This is a genomic window from Leeuwenhoekiella sp. H156 (genome assembly GCF_052218455.1).
Lineage (GTDB): Bacteria > Bacteroidota > Bacteroidia > Flavobacteriales > Flavobacteriaceae > Leeuwenhoekiella > Leeuwenhoekiella parthenopeia.
The window spans coordinates 2,334,553-2,352,987 of the sequence record NZ_CP197499.1; the positions used below are offsets into that span (position 1 = coordinate 2,334,553).

The 18,435-nt window shown below is 41.8% G+C and carries 18 protein-coding genes; 14 read left to right on the forward strand and 4 right to left on the reverse strand.

The genetic code is table 11. The features are described from left to right. Positions 1-3: 3 nt before the first annotated feature. The 10 genes from ACSSS3_RS10125 to ACSSS3_RS10170 all read left to right on the forward strand — a co-directional run bounded on the left by ACSSS3_RS10125 (position 4) and on the right by ACSSS3_RS10170 (position 11,918). The gene (locus tag ACSSS3_RS10125) at positions 4-2,019 is read left to right on the forward strand and encodes a transglutaminase (RefSeq protein WP_442844522.1); all 2,016 of its coding nucleotides are present in this window, start codon (positions 4-6) and stop codon (positions 2,017-2,019) included. Between the two features lie 7 nt (positions 2,020-2,026). Further along, positions 2,027-4,042 (forward strand): transglutaminase domain-containing protein, encoded by a 2,016-nt coding sequence (locus tag ACSSS3_RS10130; protein WP_442844523.1) that lies wholly within the window; start codon positions 2,027-2,029, stop codon positions 4,040-4,042. A 91-nt stretch (positions 4,043-4,133) separates the two neighbouring features. Next, the gene (locus tag ACSSS3_RS10135; RefSeq protein ID WP_099644780.1) at positions 4,134-4,460 is read left to right on the forward strand and encodes a nucleotide pyrophosphohydrolase; all 327 of its coding nucleotides are present in this window, start codon (positions 4,134-4,136) and stop codon (positions 4,458-4,460) included. A 23-nt stretch (positions 4,461-4,483) separates the two neighbouring features. Then, the gene (locus ACSSS3_RS10140; RefSeq protein ID WP_442844524.1) at positions 4,484-5,707 is read left to right on the forward strand and encodes a 3-phosphoshikimate 1-carboxyvinyltransferase; all 1,224 of its coding nucleotides are present in this window, start codon (positions 4,484-4,486) and stop codon (positions 5,705-5,707) included. A 147-nt stretch (positions 5,708-5,854) separates the two neighbouring features. After that, the gene (queA, locus tag ACSSS3_RS10145; protein ID WP_228231225.1) at positions 5,855-6,904 is read left to right on the forward strand and encodes a tRNA preQ1(34) S-adenosylmethionine ribosyltransferase-isomerase QueA; all 1,050 of its coding nucleotides are present in this window, start codon (positions 5,855-5,857) and stop codon (positions 6,902-6,904) included. Between the two features lie 220 nt (positions 6,905-7,124). Further along, positions 7,125-8,168 (forward strand): 23S rRNA (adenine(2503)-C(2))-methyltransferase RlmN, encoded by a 1,044-nt coding sequence (rlmN, locus tag ACSSS3_RS10150; RefSeq protein ID WP_442844525.1) that lies wholly within the window; start codon positions 7,125-7,127, stop codon positions 8,166-8,168. Positions 8,169-8,201: 33 nt separating this feature from the next. Next, positions 8,202-9,179: a polyprenyl synthetase family protein gene (locus ACSSS3_RS10155; protein WP_442844526.1), complete on the forward strand. Its 978-nt coding sequence runs from the start codon at positions 8,202-8,204 to the stop codon at positions 9,177-9,179. A 334-nt stretch (positions 9,180-9,513) separates the two neighbouring features. Then, entirely contained in the window at positions 9,514-10,083 is a 570-nt protein-coding gene (locus ACSSS3_RS10160; protein WP_442844527.1) for an RNA polymerase sigma factor, read from the forward strand. After that, on the forward strand, positions 10,064-10,801 hold the full coding sequence (locus ACSSS3_RS10165) for a hypothetical protein (RefSeq protein WP_442844528.1): 738 nt from the start codon (positions 10,064-10,066) through the stop codon (positions 10,799-10,801). The genes ACSSS3_RS10160 and ACSSS3_RS10165 overlap by 20 nt, the downstream gene beginning before the upstream one ends. A gap of 82 nt (positions 10,802-10,883) precedes the next feature. Beyond that, a complete protein-coding gene (locus ACSSS3_RS10170; RefSeq protein WP_442844529.1) occupies positions 10,884-11,918 on the forward strand; it encodes a hypothetical protein in 1,035 nt (344 codons plus the stop codon). 107 nt (positions 11,919-12,025) lie between these two features. Here the strand turns inward: ACSSS3_RS10170 and ACSSS3_RS10175 are convergent, their stop codons facing one another. Next, entirely contained in the window at positions 12,026-12,412 is a 387-nt protein-coding gene (locus ACSSS3_RS10175; protein ID WP_442844530.1) for a hypothetical protein, read from the reverse strand. A 183-nt stretch (positions 12,413-12,595) separates the two neighbouring features. Between ACSSS3_RS10175 and dnaG the strand changes: the two genes are divergently transcribed. Beyond that, positions 12,596-14,557: a DNA primase gene (dnaG, locus tag ACSSS3_RS10180; protein ID WP_442844531.1), complete on the forward strand. Its 1,962-nt coding sequence runs from the start codon at positions 12,596-12,598 to the stop codon at positions 14,555-14,557. Here the strand turns inward: dnaG and ACSSS3_RS10185 are convergent. Both ACSSS3_RS10185 and nadE read right to left on the reverse strand, forming a co-directional pair. After that, complete coding sequence (locus tag ACSSS3_RS10185; RefSeq protein WP_442844532.1) at positions 14,554-15,192, reverse strand: response regulator; 639 nt, start codon at positions 15,190-15,192, stop codon at positions 14,554-14,556. The two genes, dnaG and ACSSS3_RS10185, sit on opposite strands and share 4 nt — an antisense overlap. Positions 15,193-15,285: 93 nt before the next feature. Then, positions 15,286-16,080 carry an NAD(+) synthase gene (nadE, locus tag ACSSS3_RS10190; protein ID WP_442844533.1) on the reverse strand — a complete coding sequence of 265 codons (795 nt, stop codon included), beginning with the start codon at positions 16,078-16,080 and terminating at the stop codon, positions 15,286-15,288. Positions 16,081-16,168: 88 nt separating this feature from the next. Between nadE and gldB the strand changes: the two genes are divergently transcribed. The 3 genes from gldB to ACSSS3_RS10205 are packed head-to-tail and all read left to right on the forward strand — an operon-like array spanning position 16,169 to position 17,839. Continuing rightward, complete coding sequence (gldB, locus tag ACSSS3_RS10195) at positions 16,169-17,146, forward strand: gliding motility lipoprotein GldB (RefSeq protein WP_442844534.1); 978 nt, start codon at positions 16,169-16,171, stop codon at positions 17,144-17,146. A 3-nt stretch (positions 17,147-17,149) separates the two neighbouring features. Then, positions 17,150-17,473: a gliding motility protein GldC gene (gene gldC / locus ACSSS3_RS10200; protein WP_228231188.1), complete on the forward strand. Its 324-nt coding sequence runs from the start codon at positions 17,150-17,152 to the stop codon at positions 17,471-17,473. 3 nt (positions 17,474-17,476) lie between these two features. Continuing rightward, positions 17,477-17,839: a GTPase gene (locus ACSSS3_RS10205; protein ID WP_442844535.1), complete on the forward strand. Its 363-nt coding sequence runs from the start codon at positions 17,477-17,479 to the stop codon at positions 17,837-17,839. Here the strand turns inward: ACSSS3_RS10205 and yihA are convergent. Continuing rightward, complete coding sequence (gene yihA, locus ACSSS3_RS10210; protein ID WP_442844536.1) at positions 17,820-18,434, reverse strand: ribosome biogenesis GTP-binding protein YihA/YsxC; 615 nt, start codon at positions 18,432-18,434, stop codon at positions 17,820-17,822. The genes ACSSS3_RS10205 and yihA overlap by 20 nt on opposite strands. Between the last annotated feature and the right edge of the window lies 1 nt (position 18,435).

The window sequence follows — 18,435 nt, forward strand, 5'->3', positions numbered from 1 at the left end:
GATTTGAATTGGTATAAGTTTTACACCGCAGTAGTGTGCTTTGGAGTATTGTTTTCGATTGAAGGTTTCGCTCAAAAAAATCCTTTAGATAAGGTGACCGAAGATCAGTTAACAATGACCCTATATGCAAAGGATTCGGCTGCACCGGCAATTTATTTAAACAAACACAGAGAGACCTATTTTGATTATACAGATAAAGATGGTTTCCTCATAATCAATGAATTTACCGAACGTATCAAAATTCTGAATAAAGCCGGATTGGATTATGCCACCAAAAAGATATCTTCTTACAAACGCGACGAAAGTAAAGAATTTGTCACAGGAGTCTGGGGAAATACCTATAATCTGGAGAATGGTAAGATTGATTCGAAAGAGTTGGAAAAATCGGCAATATTTGAGCGTGAGGTTTCTGAACACTTTGATGAAACGGCCTTTACCATGCCCGATGCCAAGGTGGGATCGGTCGTAGAATGGGGTTACAAGACGGTTTCTCCTTTTTACAAGGTAGATGATCTTATTTTTCAGGAAGATATACCGGTTGTCGCTTATCACGCTACCATAAGAACTCCCGGAGCATTTACTTTTAGAAGAATACGCAGAGGGTATTTTAATGTACAGCCGGATGAGAAAATTGAAAAGCGCACTCTGGGTGTAACGTACAATATGAAAGATAGTTACGGCACTAATACTCAAAACTCCCGTAGCGCAAGATTGTCGTTTTCAGAGCTTGTTGCCGTTTACGAAAAAGAAGATGTGCCTGCTCTTAAAGAAGAGATTTATGTGACCAACCCGCGCAGTTACCGAATGAGCGTAATCTATGAGTTGGTTTCTACCGAATTTACCAGGGGAAATAAAAAAGAATATGCAACAACCTGGGATGAGGTAGCCCGCACGATTTTTAAAGATTCCCGTTTTGGAGAGCGCCTCGAGCGAACCCGTTTCTTAAAAGACGTGAAAGAGATGATTTTTCAAAAGCAATTGAGCGATGCCGAGAAGATCGATTTTATTCTAGATCACATCAAATCCCGAATGACCTGGGACGGCGAGTATACTAAATATGCTGAAGATGAACTTGATGAATCATATGAAAGAGGCTCTGGAAGTGTGGCCGAAATCAATTTAACCCTCATTGCCTTACTTAAGGAGTGTGGTCTCGAGGTATACCCGGTTTTGTTAAGTTCAAAGCAATACGGCATTCCATTATATCCTACTTTGGAGGGTTATAATTACGTCATTGCGGGAGTGAGAAACAAAGGCAAAGTCATTCTCCTTGATGCAACAGATAAAATGAGCAGTCCAGACATACTTCCTAACAGAGTGTATAACTGGACGGGAAGAATGGTTAGTTTTCAGGGTGTTTCGCAGGAAATTGATTTATTTGAAAACATAGCGCCTGCTTCAACCATATTTTTAAAGGCTTCTATTTCCGAAGAAGGTATAATTGAAGGCGATTATAAAGAGCGATTGAGCAGTCTTGAGGCTCTTAATTTTAGGCACAATTACTTTTCGCACGATAAGTCAGAATGGGAAGAGGAGGAGCAGGAAAAATACGCTGTTAGTGAAATACTCAATTACGATCTTGAAGGGGTTGATGCATTTGAAGCACCTATCGTTAGGTCATTCAATTTTAAGGTTGAGCGTGGTGTAGATCGGGTAGGAAATAAGATTTTTGTGAGTCCGCTTGGGTTTTTGCGCTTATCAGAAAATCCGTTTAAATCAGATAGCCGCCAGTTTCCTATTTCCTTTGACTATCCATTTTCAAAAGACATCACTATAAATATGCAGTTGCCCAAGGGCTATAAAGTTTCTTCCCTGCCTGAGAGTACTAATTTGGGTTTGCCCGATGATTCCGGTACGTTCTTTTATTCAATAGCCGAAAATAATGGGATACTGCAGGTTATGATGCGGTTTAAGCTGAAAAAGCACGTAATTCCGGTGGAATACTACGAGTCTCTTAAAGAGTTTTACAAACTCCGGGTAGATAAAGAGAATGAGAAAGTTGTACTTGATAAAATATGAATTAATTATGGATTTCAGAAGAGGAATTGCTTCTTTATTTCTAATGCTTTTTTTCCAGGCTGCATTGGCTCAAGGTTCAAAACTGAAACCGGTTTCAGAAGAGGAACTTAAAATGACGGTTTATGCGAAGGATTCGGCTGCACCGGCAATTTATTTGAATAAGTACAGGGAGACTTATTTCGATTATACAGAAGAGGATGGTTTTATTATTGTTAATGAGTACACCGAGCGTATTAAAATTCTCAATAAAACAGGATTAGATTATGCCACTAAAAAGATATCTTCATACAAGCGTGACCAAGATAAAGAGCTCATTACCGAGGTGTGGGGTAAAACCCATAATCTGGAGAATGGTATGGTCGATATAGAAAAACTTGAAAAATCGGCAATATTTGAGCGTGAGGTTTCTGAACACTTTGATGAAACAGCTTTCACCATGCCCAATGTTCAGGTCGGTTCTGTGGTTGAATGGGGGTATAAACTCATTTCTCCATTCTATAAGATAGATGATTTAATCCTTCAGGAAGATATCCCCGTCGTTGATTACTATGCCAGAATAGCAACGCCAAGCCCTTTTACATTTAGTAGGATGCGAAGAGGCTTCTTTGATATAAAGCCAGAAGAGAAGGTAGAACATCGCACTTTAAGTATGAGTCATTATCAAAAAGGCGCCTTTGGTTACAGTACTCACGCTTCCCGATATAATCAGGTAATGTCTTTTACCGAGATAATTGCAGAATATAAGAAGAATGATATTCCTGCTTTAAAGGAAGAGCCCTATATAGATAATCTTCAAAATTACAGGATGTCTATTGTGTATGAGTTGGTATCAACCGAATTTCAAAAAGGTGAAAAAAAAGAATATGCAACTACCTGGGAAAAAGTAGCTGAAAGTATATTCAAGCATCCGGACTTTGGCCCTCATCTCGAAAACACATCCTATTTATTTGAAATTGTAAAGGACATTAAGGAGAACAATACTACTGATGAAGCTAAAATAGATGCTGCATTGCAAGTTGTAAAATCTAAATTGACGTGGAATGGAGAATATCGTGTTTTAGTAGATAACAATTTGCGCAAGGTCTTAAAAGAAGGTGTGGGTAATAGTGCTGAAATTAATCTAATCCTTGTCGCTTTACTTCGGGAATGTGGCTTTGAGGCAAACCCCGTGGTGATAAGTACAAAATCAAATGGATTACCACTTTTTCCTACACTCGAAGGGTTTAATTATGTAATTGCGGGTATAAGAAGTATGGGTAAAACGCTTTTACTGGATGCTACAGAGCCGTTATCAGCAGTAAATATTCTTCCTGGAAGGGTATATAACTGGACGGGTAGAATGATTAATAAAAATGGCATAAGTCAGGAAATTAATCTTTATGAGACTGTTGCTCCATCTTCAGAAACTTTTGTTACAGCCCAACTTCAAAAGGATGGAAGCCTTGAAGGATCAGTCTTACAACGATTGGTAAGTCTAGAAGCGCTTAACTTCAGGCAGGCTCATGCTCTGCATAACCCTGAAGAATGGAGAATTCGTGAACTGACACGATACGGCTTAGAATCTTTTAATGATTACGAGTTGAAAGGCCTGGAAAAATTCGAAGAACCCCTATATAAGTCCTTTTCATTTAATTTGGATAAAGCCGCTGACCAGGTTGGGGATAAACTTTTTATTTCGCCACTGATTTTCCTGAAATTAAATGAAAATCCGTTTAAGTCAGAAGTTCGTCAATATCCCATTAACTTTGACTATCCTTTTGTTTCAGAAATTCTTGTTAACATTCAGATTCCGGAAGAATATCAGGTAGTGACATTGCCAAAAGATGTTAACCTGGCAATTCCTTTTGATGCAGGTAATTTTACGTATACAATTAAAGAGCAAGAAGGAGGGATGCTGCAGGCAAAATTGCATTTTGAAATCAAACAAAATTTGATTCCAACAGAATATTATCAATTACTCAAAGAGTTTTACAGGCTAAGGATAGAAAAGGAGAATGAGAAAGTGGTCTTGGAAAAGGTCTAAAGCTCGAAGATTTCAGTATTTGACAACCTTAATATGGGATAGTTAGGCGCTTTGCTTTAATTTAGCACACCTAAATTAAGATTCCTGTTTTATGAAGATTGACCACGCTCAGAAAGCCGTTGATGACTGGATCAAAGCACACGGAGTACGCTATTTCAATGAACTTACCAATATGGCTCAGCTTACCGAAGAGGTAGGGGAGGTCGCCCGCATTATCGCACGTCGTTATGGGGAGCAAAGCGAAAAGGAAAGCGATAAAAGCAAAGATCTGGGGGAAGAACTCGCCGATGTGCTTTTTGTAGTGCTTTGCCTGGCCAACCAGACCGGAATTGACCTTCAGGAAGCCTTCGATAAAAAACTGGATCTTAAAACCAAAAGGGATCACGACAGGCATCACTCCAATACAAAACTGAAATAACAACTACGTTTTAATACTGCATTTTGATTCTAAAACTTCAGCAAAAACAGCCCAACCTTAACGGAACCGTACGTATTACCGGCTCTAAAAGCGAAAGCAACCGACTTTTACTATTACAGGCGCTCTTTGGCAATTTTGAAATAAAAAATCTGTCTAATAGCGAAGACAGTGATATGATGCAGCAGGCGCTGGCATCTACAGAAAAGACGGTAGACATCCACCATGCTGGTACTGCAATGCGCTTTTTAACTGCTTATTTTGCGGCTTATGAAGGTCGCGAAACTATACTTACCGGGAGCAGCCGTATGCAGGAGCGACCCATAGGTCTTTTGGTTAACGCCCTCAATAGTCTGGGTGCAGATATTACCTATCTTAAGAATGAGGGTTTCGCGCCGCTTTTGATTAAAGGTAAAAAGCTGGAGCAAAATAAAGTGGCTCTTGAGGCTAATGTGAGCAGCCAGTACATTTCGGCTTTGATGATGGTGGGCGCCTCTCTGCCTAATGGAATTGAAATCGAACTTATTGGGAAAATCACTTCAGTGCCTTACATTGAAATGACCCGGTCTTTACTCACCCAATTGGGAATTGACAGTACTTTTGAAGGCCAAATCATTACCGTCAAACCGGTATCTTCGGTAGATATAAGCGAAATGGTGGTGGAGTCTGATTGGAGCAGCGCTTCCTATTATTACAGTCTTGCAGCACTTTGTGATTCAGCAGCGCTGAAATTGTCTAGCTATAAGAAAAACAGTTTACAGGGTGATTCGGCACTGGCCGAAATCTATACGGAACTGGGCGTGGAAACTACCTATCTGGATACTGAAATCCTTCTGAAAAAAATACAGGAGCCCAAATCGAAACGTGTTGCTTTCGACCTGGCAAACAGTCCTGACATTGCGCAAACAATCGCTGTTACCTGCTACGGCCTGGGAATAGGTTGTGATTTAACCGGTCTTCATACCCTCAAAATAAAAGAAACCGACCGGCTTGAAGCTTTAAAGGCTGAACTTACCAAGCTGGGCGCTGAAATTAGCGTGTCTAACGACTCCTTACACCTGAAACCGGGAACAAACTACCAGGCAGATGTTACCATCAAAACCTATCAGGATCATCGCATGGCGATGGCTTTTGCGCCTATGGCATTGCGTGTTCCTATTGCTTTTGAAGATGCCGAGGTCGTAAATAAATCCTATCCCGATTATTGGGATGACCTCAAATCCCTTGGTTTTGAAATAAACGAGCGCTGATTTTTTCACCTAAAGCCTTAAAATACCTGCTGCTTCAGGCATAAGTCACTGCGTCACAAATTAAACGCTGTTTTACTTGACAACCCCTACCCTGAGGTTGTATATTTGCACGCTATTTTAAATACCTTAAAAAGACCGCTCATGGGAATGAAACTTTCAAATTTCAACTTTGATTTGCCAAAAGAATTGCTGGCTGAATATCCTGCAGAAAACAGGGATGAAGCCCGCTTAATGGTTCTTAACCGCAAAACCAAAACAATAGAACATAAGTTATTTAAAGACCTTATCGATTATTTTGAGCCCGAAGATGTAATGGTGCTCAATAATACCAAGGTTTTTCCCGCTCGTCTTTACGGTAATAAAGAAAAAACCGGTGCCCGCATCGAGGTTTTCTTACTGCGCGAATTGAATTCTGAAACCCGTCTTTGGGATGTTTTAGTAGATCCTGCCCGTAAAATACGTATCGGGAACAAGCTGTATTTCGGGGATGATGAGAGTTTGGTTGCTGAGGTAATCGACAACACCACCAGCCGCGGTAGAACGCTGCGTTTCCTCTATGACGGTTCGTATCAGGAATTCAGAAATAAATTGACCGAGCTGGGTGAGACCCCGCTTCCTAAATACATCAAGCGTGAGGTAGAGCCGGAAGATGCAGAGCGTTATCAAACTATCTTCGCAAAAGAAGAAGGGGCTGTAGCCGCGCCAACTGCCGGTTTACACTTTAGCAAACACTTGCTAAAACGCCTTGAAATTAAAGGAATCAACTTTGCCGAAGTAACCCTTCACGTAGGTTTGGGAACTTTTAGCCCGGTTGAGGTTGAAGACCTTTCCAAACATAAAATGGACAGTGAAGAAGCTTTTATACAGAAACCTGCAACTCAGGTTATCAATAAGGCGATTCAGGAAAACCGAAGAGTTTGTGCTGTTGGTACCACAGTTATGCGTGCTTTGGAGAGTGCGGTAAGTTCAAACCACACACTTAACGAGTTTAGCGGCTGGACAAATAAGTTTATTTTTCCTCCTTACGACTTCAGCATTGCAAACTGTATGATTACCAATTTCCATACGCCTAAGTCTACGCTTATGATGATGGTATCTGCTTTTGCAGGTCACGATTTTATGAAAGAGGCTTACGAGCTTGCCGTTAAAGAGAAATACAAGTTTTACAGCTATGGTGATGCAATGCTCATCATCTAATTAAACTGATAGTATTATAAAAATCCCCGGTACGCTGTATCGGGGATTTTTTTTTGGCTCTGCCAAAGGGTATAATGTTCAGTCCCGATTGCTATCGGGATGCTTTAAAATCAAGGCTTTTTTTACTTGGGATGCCTTGTGAGTTTGTCCCGAGATGGTTTATTGCTAAAAGTTTGAAATGATTTTAAGCTAACAGCCTCTTAATTGGTAACTTTGCAGCGTGAAAGACAGCAAGAAAGATATACGGGCATTAACACGCGAGGAGTTGCGTGATTTTTTTGTGGAGCAGGGCGAAAAGGCATTTCGCGGCAATCAGGTTTACGAGTGGTTGTGGACTAAAGGTGCACATTCCTTTGATGATATGACCAATCTGTCTAAAGAAACCCGAAGCTTTCTCGATACCCATTTCGTCATCAATCACATCAAGGTAGACCAGATGCAACGCAGCAATGACGGCACCATCAAAAATGCGGTTAAATTGCACGACGGTCTTACTGTAGAATCGGTTTTGATTCCTACCGCTTCACGCACCACCGCCTGCGTATCTTCTCAGGTGGGCTGCAGTCTCAATTGTAAGTTTTGTGCCACAGCACGTTTAAAACGTATGCGTAATTTAAATCCTGACGAAATCTTCGATCAGGTAGTGGCAATAGATCAGCAAAGCCGTTTATATCACAACCGTCCGCTTTCAAACATTGTGTTTATGGGTATGGGCGAGCCTTTGATGAATTACAAAAACGTGGTGGCCTCTATCGAAAAAATCACAGCGCCAGACGGACTGAATATGTCGCCCAAGCGTATTACCGTTTCCACTTCGGGAGTACCTAAGATCATCAAAAAAATGGCTGACGACGGGGTGAAATTCAAGCTTGCCGTCTCGTTGCATTCTGCGTTAGACGAGGTGCGTACCGATATTATGCCGTTTAACGAGCAAATGCCTTTGCACGAACTCAAAGAAGCGCTTCAGTATTGGTACATAAAGACTAAAAAACGCATTACCTATGAGTATGTGGTTTGGCGGGGTATCAATGATCAGGATAAGGACATTGAAGCTTTGATCGATTTTTGTCTGGCTGTTCCCAGCAAGGTTAATCTTATAGAATACAACCCTATTGACGATGGGCAGTTTCAGCAGGCAGATCCCGAGGCGATTAATCGCTATGTGGCCAAGCTTGAAGACCGTGGTATTACGGTAACCGTACGTCGCTCCAGAGGAAAAGATATTGACGCCGCCTGTGGGCAGCTTGCTAATAAAAATGGTTAGTAAAAGCAATTAAAATAATAATAGAAATAGGAATTGAAAGTAGTCGAACAAATTAAGCAGCCTATTGCGCACGAAATGGAACTTTTTGAACAAAAGTTTTCGCTTTCGATGAAATCAAAAGTACCCCTGCTTAACCGCATCACGCACTTTATTGTAAACCGAAAAGGGAAGCAAATGCGGCCCATGTTTGTATTTCTGGTGGCCAAAATGCTGGGTGACGAGCGTCTTAACGACCGTACGTATCGTGGTGCTTCGGTTATAGAATTGATACATACCGCGACGCTTGTACACGATGATGTGGTTGATGACAGCTATCGTCGCCGCGGATTTTTCAGTCTAAATGCCCTCTGGAAGAATAAGATTGCAGTTCTTGTTGGCGATTTTCTGCTTTCTAAAGGATTATTACTTTCCATTGATAACGAAGATTTTGATTTGCTCCAAATTATTTCCGTAGCGGTACGCGAGATGAGTGAGGGCGAACTCCTGCAAATCGAAAAAGCCCGCAAACTCGATATTACCGAAGAAATCTACTTCGAGATCATTCGCCAGAAAACGGCAACTTTAATCGCCGCCTGTTGCGCTATGGGCGCCTGCGCGGTTCACGCCGGCAAAAAGGATGTAGAGAATATGCGCAAGTTCGGCGAACTCATCGGCCTGGCTTTTCAGATTAAAGATGACCTTTTTGATTACGGAACGCAGCGCATCGGTAAACCTACGGGTATCGATATCAAAGAGCAGAAAATGACGCTTCCGCTTATTTATGCGGTAAATAACAGCACCCCCGAAAAGCGCAAATGGCTCATCAATTCGGTTAAGAATCACAATAAGGATAAAACCCGGGTAAATGAAGTTATCGCTTATGTGAAAGAAATTGGTGGTTTAGATTATGCAGTCACCAAGATGAAAGCCCTTCAGCAGGAAGCTCTAAACCTGCTCAGAAAATACCCCAACTCGCCCTATAAAGAATCGCTAATCCTGATGGTGAATTACGTCATCGAGCGTGAGAAATAGATTTTTTGAAAACAATTCGTCTCGTAAGCCCTTCCTTTGAAGTAAGGGTTTGTGAAGCTTGTTTTTAGAATTGATACGAAACACGCAGACCTGATCATAGCCAGATTGGTTTTGGTTCAGTATGTTTTTTAATTTTTTAAAACATAAATAGCTGTAAATCAATTTATTTAAAATTTTTTCAAATTATTTTCAAACCTCAGGCAACCATTTCTCAATTTTCTGCGTCTCTATAAATGAAGGCAGTTTTGATAAGGCCGTTTGCTTAAGAAAGCGGTTTTAAGAATTTCAGTCTGACTTAATAAAGAGTCTAACCAGGCAGTTTAAAACAGGTTTTGTGAAAGTCATTACATTTTTCAATAACGAAAAGCAGCTCATTAAAAAAGCGGCAGGCGGGCATCGCGAGGCCCAGCGAAGACTGTATGAAATTCATGCGCCAAAAATGCTGAGCGTGTGCCGAAGATATCTTAGTGATCTCATGCAGGCCGAAGAAGCTATGTGTAACGGCTTTTTAAAGGTTTTTCAGAATCTGGATTCCTTTCGCGATGAGGGTAGTTTTGAGGGTTGGGTGCGTCGCACTATGGTTAACGAGTCTATTTCGTATCTGCGCAAGACAAGCAAAATGCAGTTTACAGATTATGAGCAGGAAGGTGATGATCCTACCTACAGTCCGCAGGACAGCAATCTGGAAGTAGCGGAAATTCAGGCGTTGATAGATGCGCTTCCCGAAGGTTACCGTGCCGTTTTTGTGATGTATGCGGTAGAAGGCTACAAGCATCAGGAAATTGCGCAAAAGCTTGATATTTCAGAAAGCACCTCAAAAAGTCAGTTGTTTAAGGCACGCAAACTGCTTCAGCAAAAATTAAAAGAATTTAATACCTACAGCTATGGCACCGGTAAAATTTGAAGAAAATATTAGAGAAAAACTGGAGCAGCGCGAACTTAAACCTTCGGCTTCAGCCTGGGAACGCATTGAGCAGGGTTTGGATACTTCCGCAAAGCGGAAAACTAAAAAGGGATACACCGTTTGGTTAGTGGCCGCAGGTTTTATAGGAATATTAATCCTGGCCGGAAAGGTTCTGTTTATAACTCCTGAAGTAAACCAAAATCCGGTTGTAGATACCCCGGTTGAAGAGCAAAAGATAGAAACCCGTTCTCAGCAGGAGTTGTTTCAGCCCCAACAGGAGCAATTTGAAGAGACGACCCCGGTAGTTTCCGCAGAAAAAGGACAGCAAAAACCGGAAACTGTAAAACCGGTTCCTGCTAATACGAGCGTTAAAAAAACAGAGTCTGTCGCGGTTCAGGAAACAGGAAATCAGCCATTACAGGAGCCTGTGCAGCAAAAAATAGATGCTGAGGTTGAGAAGCTTTTAACTACGGTTACCGAGCAGCAAAACGCAGGCTTAGCCTATTCTGATGCCGAAATTGACAAACTGCTGCGCGATGCACAACGCGATATCATTTCTGAACAACTACTGGCTAAGGACCGCAATGCGGTAAATGCTGAGGCACTGCTCTACGAGGTCGAAGAAGAATTGGATCCTTCCTTTAAAGACCGTGTTTTTGAAGCGCTAAAAGAGGGATTTCTAAAAGCACGGGAGGCTGTGGCTTCGCGCAACAATTAACAAACATTCATTCATCAATCTTTGGGAAGCTGCTCTCCGCCTTTGGGGCGGAGGGAGGTGACCTGAAACTAAACTAAACATTATGAGAACTTTAATTTTACTTTTTATCGCAGTTTTGGGATTTGCGACCCCTGAAATGCAGGCTCAGAGCGAGACCACTGCAGAAACCATCGAGCAATTAAACGCCCAGAAAGAACAGGTGGTTATCGATGAGAAACAGGCTTTGAAAATTGAAGTGCTTGCTATTAACAAGCGTTTTGAAAATGGAGAAATCAGCAAAGAAGAGGCTGATCTTTTGAAAAAGGAGGCAGCGACCAAACACGCCCGAAATATCGAAGACAAGCTTGCGATCATCGAAAGCAAGATCGACTTGCTGGAGCGTAACGAGGATTCCATTGAAGACGATTCGGTTTTTGGGATTTTTATTGGAAACGAAAAATTAAGACTGGGCAGTGATAAAGAAGAGGTGGTTTACGATCGCCGTACCACATCAGACCTGGTTTTGGGTATCGGCTTCAATAACGCGTTGAGTGAAGGTCGTTCGCTAAATGATTCGCCTTATAAAATTGGAGGCAGTCGCTTTTTTGAACTGGGCATCGCGTGGAAAACCCGCGTGTTTGATAACACCAATTTTTTGAGATTGAAATACGGTTTTAGTTTTATGTTTAACGGCTTAAAGCTCGATGATAACCAGTATTTTGTAGAAGATGGGGAACGAACGGTTTTAGAAACCTATCCTGTTGATCTTGATAAATCAAAATTCAGAATGGATCATCTGGTTTTTCCGGTGCATTTTGAGATCGGACCTTCAACCAAGCGTACCGGAGACAATTACATCAGGTATTCAACCAAAAATCAGTTTAAATTGGGTTTGGGAGGTTATGCCGGTTTCAATTTGTTAACCATCCAAAAACTGAAGTATGAAGAAAACGGAGATGAGCGTAAAGATAAATTCAAGCAGAATTTCAACACTAACAATTTCATTTACGGCGTAAGTGGTTATCTGGCCTTTGGAGATACTGCTCTTTATGTTAAGTATGACCTGAATCCCATATTTAAAGACAATCCTATTGAAGAGCGCAATTTTTCTGTAGGTCTGCGTTTTGATATGGACTAGTGCTTGCAGCGTTGGCAAATTCTACAGAAACAATCAATAAAGCTCTGGAATTTCTTTTGAAGTTGCCAGAGCTTTATTTTTTTTAAAATATAGTGAAATCTAAAGCTTCAATACGTTAAAACCGCCTTACCTTCTTCGCAAACCACTCCGGTAGGTTCAACAGTTATGGCACAGTCACTGGCAATCCCCCATTTTTGGTTGTAGATGGTTTGAGCTTCTATATGCTCTTCAATTTTTTGGAATAAGAGTTCGGTGTCAATGTCTTTGTGGTAGGCGATAAATCCGACATATCCCCCGCAGGATTTAGTGCCGATACCTGTAAAATCCCACTCTTCAGCATCAGTGCAGTCTTTGCTGTTTGCCAAAACTTCAATTTCAGAAAGCAGCTGATTGAGATATTGGAGATCTTGCTCCTGTGTCGATTCCTGATCAGGGTCACAAGAACTTAGCATAGCTACAAATACCGAAAACGCGATTAATTTTAATTTTTTCATAATGTGTTGGTTTATTATTCAGATCGCGTTTTTAGATATTGGTTGCGTAAGTTTAGAAAATAATCTTTCAGCAGGGTTCCTGATCGTGCAGGATTTTTTAATGTAGTAAATTTGCAGCCTGTTTTATCTTTAGCAGAAAGCAAACTCCAATTAACAATTAACCGATAACAACTAACCTCAGAATTGATTTCAAAAACCACCATAGACAATGTATTTGAGACTGCCCGTGTAGAGGAGGTGATAGGTGATTTTGTGCAATTAAAGAAGTCGGGTTCTAATTTTAAAGGTTTGAGTCCGTTTACAGACGAGCGCTCACCAAGCTTTATGGTTTCTCCGGTAAAGCAGATCTGGAAAGATTTTTCAAGCGGAAAAGGAGGCAATGCCGTGGCATTTTTAATGGAGCATGAGCATTTTACCTATCCCGAAGCCATAAAATACCTGGCTAAAAAATACAATATCGAGGTAGAAGAAACCGAGCAAACCGATGAGCAGAAGGAGCTCGCCGGCGAGCGCGAGAGTATGTATGTGGTGTCTGAATTTGCCCGCGACTGGTTTCACAGAACCTTACTAAAAACCGAACAGGGAAAGGCTATTGGACTCAGCTATTTTAAAGAACGCGGTTTTACTGATGAAACCATAGAAAAATTTCAGTTGGGGTATTCTCCCGATGAATGGGAGGCCTTTACCAGTGAAGCGCTGCGCAAAGGCTATAAACTGGAGTATTTAGAGAAAACCGGGCTTAGCATCGTAAAAGAGGAAAAGCAATTTGACCGTTTTAAGGGGCGTGTCATGTTTCCTATACATTCGCTAAGCGGAAGGGTTTTAGGTTTTGGTGGTCGTATTCTCACTAATGATAAAAAGGCTGCAAAATATTTGAACAGTCCCGAAAGTGAGATTTACCACAAGTCTAAGGTGCTTTACGGGATTTACTACGCCAAGCAGGCTATCGCCAAAGAAGACAATTGTTATCTGGTTGAAGGATATACCGATGTGATCCAGATGCATCAGCTGGGTATTGAAAATGTGGTGTCTTCTTCGGGTACCGCCCTTACACCAGAGCAGATACGGCTTATCAACAGGTTGACGCCAAATATCACGGTGCTTTTTGATGGGGATGCTGCAGGACAGCGGGCTTCGCTTCGGGGAATTGATCTCATTCTGGAGCAGGGTATGAATGTGAAGGTGTGTAGTTTTCCTGAAGGGGAAGATCCCGACAGTTTTTCGCGTAAGCATACCTTAACCGAAGTAGAAGATTTTTTAAAGGATAACGCTAAGGATTTTATTCAGTACAAAGCTTCTTTACTTGTTGAAGAAGCAGCGGGAGACCCTATAAAAAAAGCTGCTCTCGTAAGAGATATGGTCGAGAGTATCTCTAAAATTCCTGATGTTATTAAGCGTGAAATCTACGTTCAGGAATGTGCCCGTATTATGGACATCAACGAGGCGGTGCTTTTCAATACCCTGGCTCAGATGCGCAATGCGGGTAAAAAAGAGGAGGCTAAAGAGCAGGCGAGGCCCAATAAGGGCGAAATGCAGGTGGTGCAGAAAGACCAGCAGGTCGAAAAAATTGACCGGCAGTTTGTTTTAGAGCGGAAGCTTATTGAGTTATTACTCCTTTACGGAAACCGAAAAGTTTCATTTGAGGATGTTGTCGTTAATGAGACTGAAGATGGGGATTTGGTTGAGGAAGCGGTAGTACTGGATCTGGATGTGTACGAAAAAATTTATCTCGACCTCCAGGAAGACGAGACCGAGTTTGCTAACGAACGATTTAGGCTGCTTTATAAAAAACTCATTGAAGCCCTCATGCAGCAACAGGAAAGTTTTAAAATCGATCAGTTTATAAACAGTGTTGATCCTGAAGAGGGTGCGCTAATCTCAGATATTGTTCTTGAGGAAGAAAAGTACAGCCTGCATCGTTGGGATTCTCAGGAGATCTACGTTAAGCTCAAGAGCCAGACCATTCCTCAAATGGTGTCTCAAACCATTTTGTATCTGCGTCGTTTTTACATCACGCGTAAAATCGAAGAGCTTGCAGAATCGATTAGAGAACAAAATGAATCTGCCCGCGAAATCCTGATGGAAATCAAGGATTATCAGGAACTCAATAAATTAATCGCCCAGCGGCTTAACCGGGTGATCTAAAGGTCTGAAGTCTGTAATAAACGTGCCTGTTGAATCAATTCGGCAAGACTGCCTGCATCCAGTTTTTTGAGCAAACGGGTTTTATACGTACTTACGGTCTTCTCATTGATATCCAGAGTTTCGGCAATGTCTTTGTTTCGTTTTCCTGCAGAAAGCATATTGAGTACTTCGGTTTCCCGGGTAGAAAGCTTCTTATACCGGTAAGCCAACGAATTATTTTTGGAAGGATCTGTGTTTGATAACATCTCCACCAGCGAATTGTTGAGGTAAATCCCTCCGCGAGCTACCTGAGAAAGTGCCTTCAGGACAACTTCAGAATCTGCAGTCTTGCAGACATATCCCATCGCTCCGGCCTTAATCGCGCTCAGTGCATACATTTCCTCGGGATGAATACTGAGCACCATAATCTTGATTCCGGGAAAAAGCTTGCGCAATTCTTTAATGGCAGAAAGTCCTTGCAGATTAGGCATGTCGATTTCCATAATAACCAGGTCAGGAACCTGTTCTTCCAGAGACGGAATCAGGTTTTTTCCCTCCACGATGGTATCGATGATTTCGTGAGGAGTTTCTCTTAAAATATGAGAGAGACCATCAATAATTATAGGATGATGATCTGCTATAGTAATTGTAATCATAGGGACTTTATCATGGGTCTGCGATCAAAAATAGGCTGAAGCTTTCAATCTGCAAATCCTTTTCGCTGTACGAATAAATTTACAGGATAAAAGTCATAATTCCTTCAAATTATCGGGAATAACACAAACCGGTATCGGGTCCATCTTGTGTTTGTTTGCCGTGTTGAAGCGTTTATAGATTTCAAAAACACTGCGCTTATGCCCTTCAAAGTCGGCTGCTGTCTTTCCTTTTTCATCCTGAAGCATCGCCCATTCCAGATCGTCATAAGTGGCTCCAATTTGATCTTCATCGCTTCGGTCATCTCCCCAAAGTCCGTCTGTTGGTTTTGCCTGCTGTATGCTTTCGGGCACACCTAGAGCGGCTGCCAGTTTGTAAACTTCGCTTTTCATCAGATCTGCGATCGGGCTGAGGTCAACTCCGCCGTCACCGTACTTGGTGTAAAACCCAACCCCAAAATCTTCTACTTTATTACCCGTACCGGCTACCAAATATTTATGAAGGCCGGCAAAATAATAGAGCGTACTCATACGCAGGCGTGCCCGGGTATTTGCAAGAGACAGAAAAAGATCATTGCTTTCGGGAGCAAGGGGTAATGCAGATTTTAGAGTCTCAAACGTCTCGGTAAGATTTACGCGTACATCAGACACATTGGCAAAGCGCTGTTTAAGCTGCGCGATATGCTCCTGGGCACGGGTAACGTGGCTGGCCGGCTGGTGTATGGGCATTTCGACACATAAGACGCGCAGACCGGTTTTTGCACAAAGGGTTGAAGTGGTGGCACTATCTATTCCTCCGCTGATGCCTACAACAAAACCGCTAATGTTTGCGTTTGTGGCATAGGTTTTTAACCAATCTACAATGTGATCGATGACTTTTTCAGTTTGCATGGGTAACGGGATTTGTGGTTTGTAAATACTACCTTTGCGGCGCAATTTTATAAGTGTGAATTTACTAAAATTATACAGGTTAAACAGCTTGAAAAACGGAGGACTCAGCGTTTTTAGCATATTTTTAGGGGTTTTTCTAATCCTGATGCTTGGTTGTGAGAATGATGTAAAAATACCCGACGAAATTTCAGAAATTTCTGTGAGCCTTTCTGTTGATCGTTTTGACAGGGCTTTTGCTCAGGTTGATTCTGCATCGCTGCCCGATTTGATACAGGAATATCCGTATTTATTTCCCGGAAATTATCCCGAGGATTTTTGGCAGGAAAAGATAAAAGACACTATTCAACTCGAACTCAATACCGAAGTTGCAAAAGCATTCCCTGATTTTGATGCCGAAACGCTCGCGCTCGAAAATCTCTTTAAGCACATTACGTTTTATTACCCTAAAACCCCAATTCCGGAAGTGGTGACCGTTACTTCAGATGTTTCTTTTCGTACTCCCGTAATTTTAACCGACAGTTTGCTTATTATAGGTCTTGATAATTATCTGGGCCCCGATCATCATTTTTATACCGGAATTCAGAAATTTTACGCGCAGAATTTCAGAAAGGAACAAATAGATGTTGATGTGGCCAATGCCTTTGCAGTCAAATGGGTGAAGCGGGAAGGCAATCGCCGGTTTTTGGATGAAATGATTTACCACGGAAAAAGGCTTTACCTGATGGAGCGGTTGCTCACCCTGAAGGATAAAAACGAAATCATAGACTACACCCCCGAGCAGTATGACTGGGCGATGGCAAACGAGACCGATATCTGGACCTATTTTGTGGAAAACAAATTGCTGTTTGATACTGATAGTAAATTATTGAGCCGCTTCATCAACCCGGCTCCGTTTTCAAAATTCTATCTGGAATTTGATAACGACAGTCCGCCACGACTGGGTCGCTACATCGGCTGGCAGATCGTGAAGGCTTATATGGATCGCAATAACATACCTTTGCAGATGCTACCCGCTAAATCTGCAGACGAGATTTTTAAAGAAGCAAATTACAAACCCCGTAGATAAACTATGAAAACCGAAATAAAACTCAGCGTAGAATTAGATTCCAACCGTGTTCCTGAAAAAATAAGCTGGGATGCTCCTGATGGTGGCGTAAAAAACGAAGCTGCAAAGGCTCTGATGCTGGCCTTGTGGGATCATAAAAAGCAGGAAGCAGCGCGCATTGATTTGTGGACCAAAGATATGCCCGTAGATGAGATGAAAGTGTTTTTTCATCAAACCCTGGTGAGTATGGCGCAAACTTTTAAGCGTGCCACAGATGATGATAAAATGGCGGCTACGATGATGGATTTCTGTGATTATTTCGCCGAAAAACTCGAGCTTAAAAAATAAGGAGTGAAACTCCTGCTGGTCTATAACGCCCGTTCGGGTGGGGTACAAGCCGCTTTAGATAGTTTGCATAAAATCGTAAGTCCGGCTACTTATGCCTGCGATTTATGCAAGTTGACCCACGGAAACCTTAACATGCACAGGCGCTGGAAAGAATTCCTGAATCAAAGCGATTTTGAAATCAGCGTCTATCACAAAGATGAATTTCAGAACGAGTTTGGAAACGAAGCTCTCGCGTTTAAGCTTCCGGTAATTCTGGAGCAGAAGGATGATGGCCTGACTGAGTTTATTTCGCAAAGCGAAATTCAAACACTTAAAGATGATGTAGCTCTAATTGAATTGATTAAAGCTAAATCGAAGATTCCTTAAGCTGTAGATTTATCTGCTCAATATAATTGATGATCTCGTCTTTCCCGGTGGTGTTTGTGGCGCTGCTCACGAAATAATTGGGCATTTCGGCCCAGGCGCCGGCCAGTAACTCCTTTTTGTAGTTCTCAATATTGCGTTCCAGGGCTTTAGGCTTCAGTTTATCGGCTTTGGTGAAAATAATCGAAAACGGAATCTGCTTCTCTCCAAGATACTGCATAAATTCTTTGTCAATAGGCTGCGGCTCGTGCCTGCAATCTATAAGCACAAAGGCCGAAACGAGTTGCTCCCGCTCCTCAAAATACTGGGTGATAAATTTCTGAAACTCCTTTTTTACTTTTTTGGAGACCCGCGCATACCCATATCCGGGTAAATCTACCAGATACCATGATTGGTTGATGATAAAGTGGTTGATAAGCTGCGTCTTCCCCGGCCTTCCTGAAGTCTTAGCCAGGTTTTTGCGATCGGTAAGCATATTGATCAGGCTCGACTTCCCTACGTTTGACCGTCCTATAAATGCATATTCGGGCAGGTTATTTTTTGGGCATTTAGCCACATTAGAATTACTTACCAGAAATTCAGCAGTTTTAATAGACATA

Bases quoted from the DNA above. Each gene is read 5' to 3' on its own strand.
- ACSSS3_RS10130 (WP_442844523.1), top strand. From the start codon at position 2,027: ATGGATTTCAGAAGAGGAATTGCTTCTTTATTTCTAATGCTTTTTTTC.
- ACSSS3_RS10135 (WP_099644780.1), top strand. From the start codon at position 4,134: ATGAAGATTGACCACGCTCAGAAAGCCGTTGATGACTGGATCAAAGCA.
- queA (WP_228231225.1), top strand. From the start codon at position 5,855: ATGAAACTTTCAAATTTCAACTTTGATTTGCCAAAAGAATTGCTGGCT.
- ACSSS3_RS10165 (WP_442844528.1), top strand. From the start codon at position 10,064: ATGGCACCGGTAAAATTTGAAGAAAATATTAGAGAAAAACTGGAGCAG.
- ACSSS3_RS10170 (WP_442844529.1), top strand. From the start codon at position 10,884: ATGAGAACTTTAATTTTACTTTTTATCGCAGTTTTGGGATTTGCGACC.
- ACSSS3_RS10175 (WP_442844530.1), bottom strand. From the start codon at position 12,412: ATGAAAAAATTAAAATTAATCGCGTTTTCGGTATTTGTAGCTATGCTA.
- ACSSS3_RS10185 (WP_442844532.1), bottom strand. From the start codon at position 15,192: ATGATTACAATTACTATAGCAGATCATCATCCTATAATTATTGATGGT.
- nadE (WP_442844533.1), bottom strand. From the start codon at position 16,080: ATGCAAACTGAAAAAGTCATCGATCACATTGTAGATTGGTTAAAAACC.
- gldC (WP_228231188.1), top strand. From the start codon at position 17,150: ATGAAAACCGAAATAAAACTCAGCGTAGAATTAGATTCCAACCGTGTT.
- yihA (WP_442844536.1), bottom strand. From the start codon at position 18,434: ATGTCTATTAAAACTGCTGAATTTCTGGTAAGTAATTCTAATGTGGCT.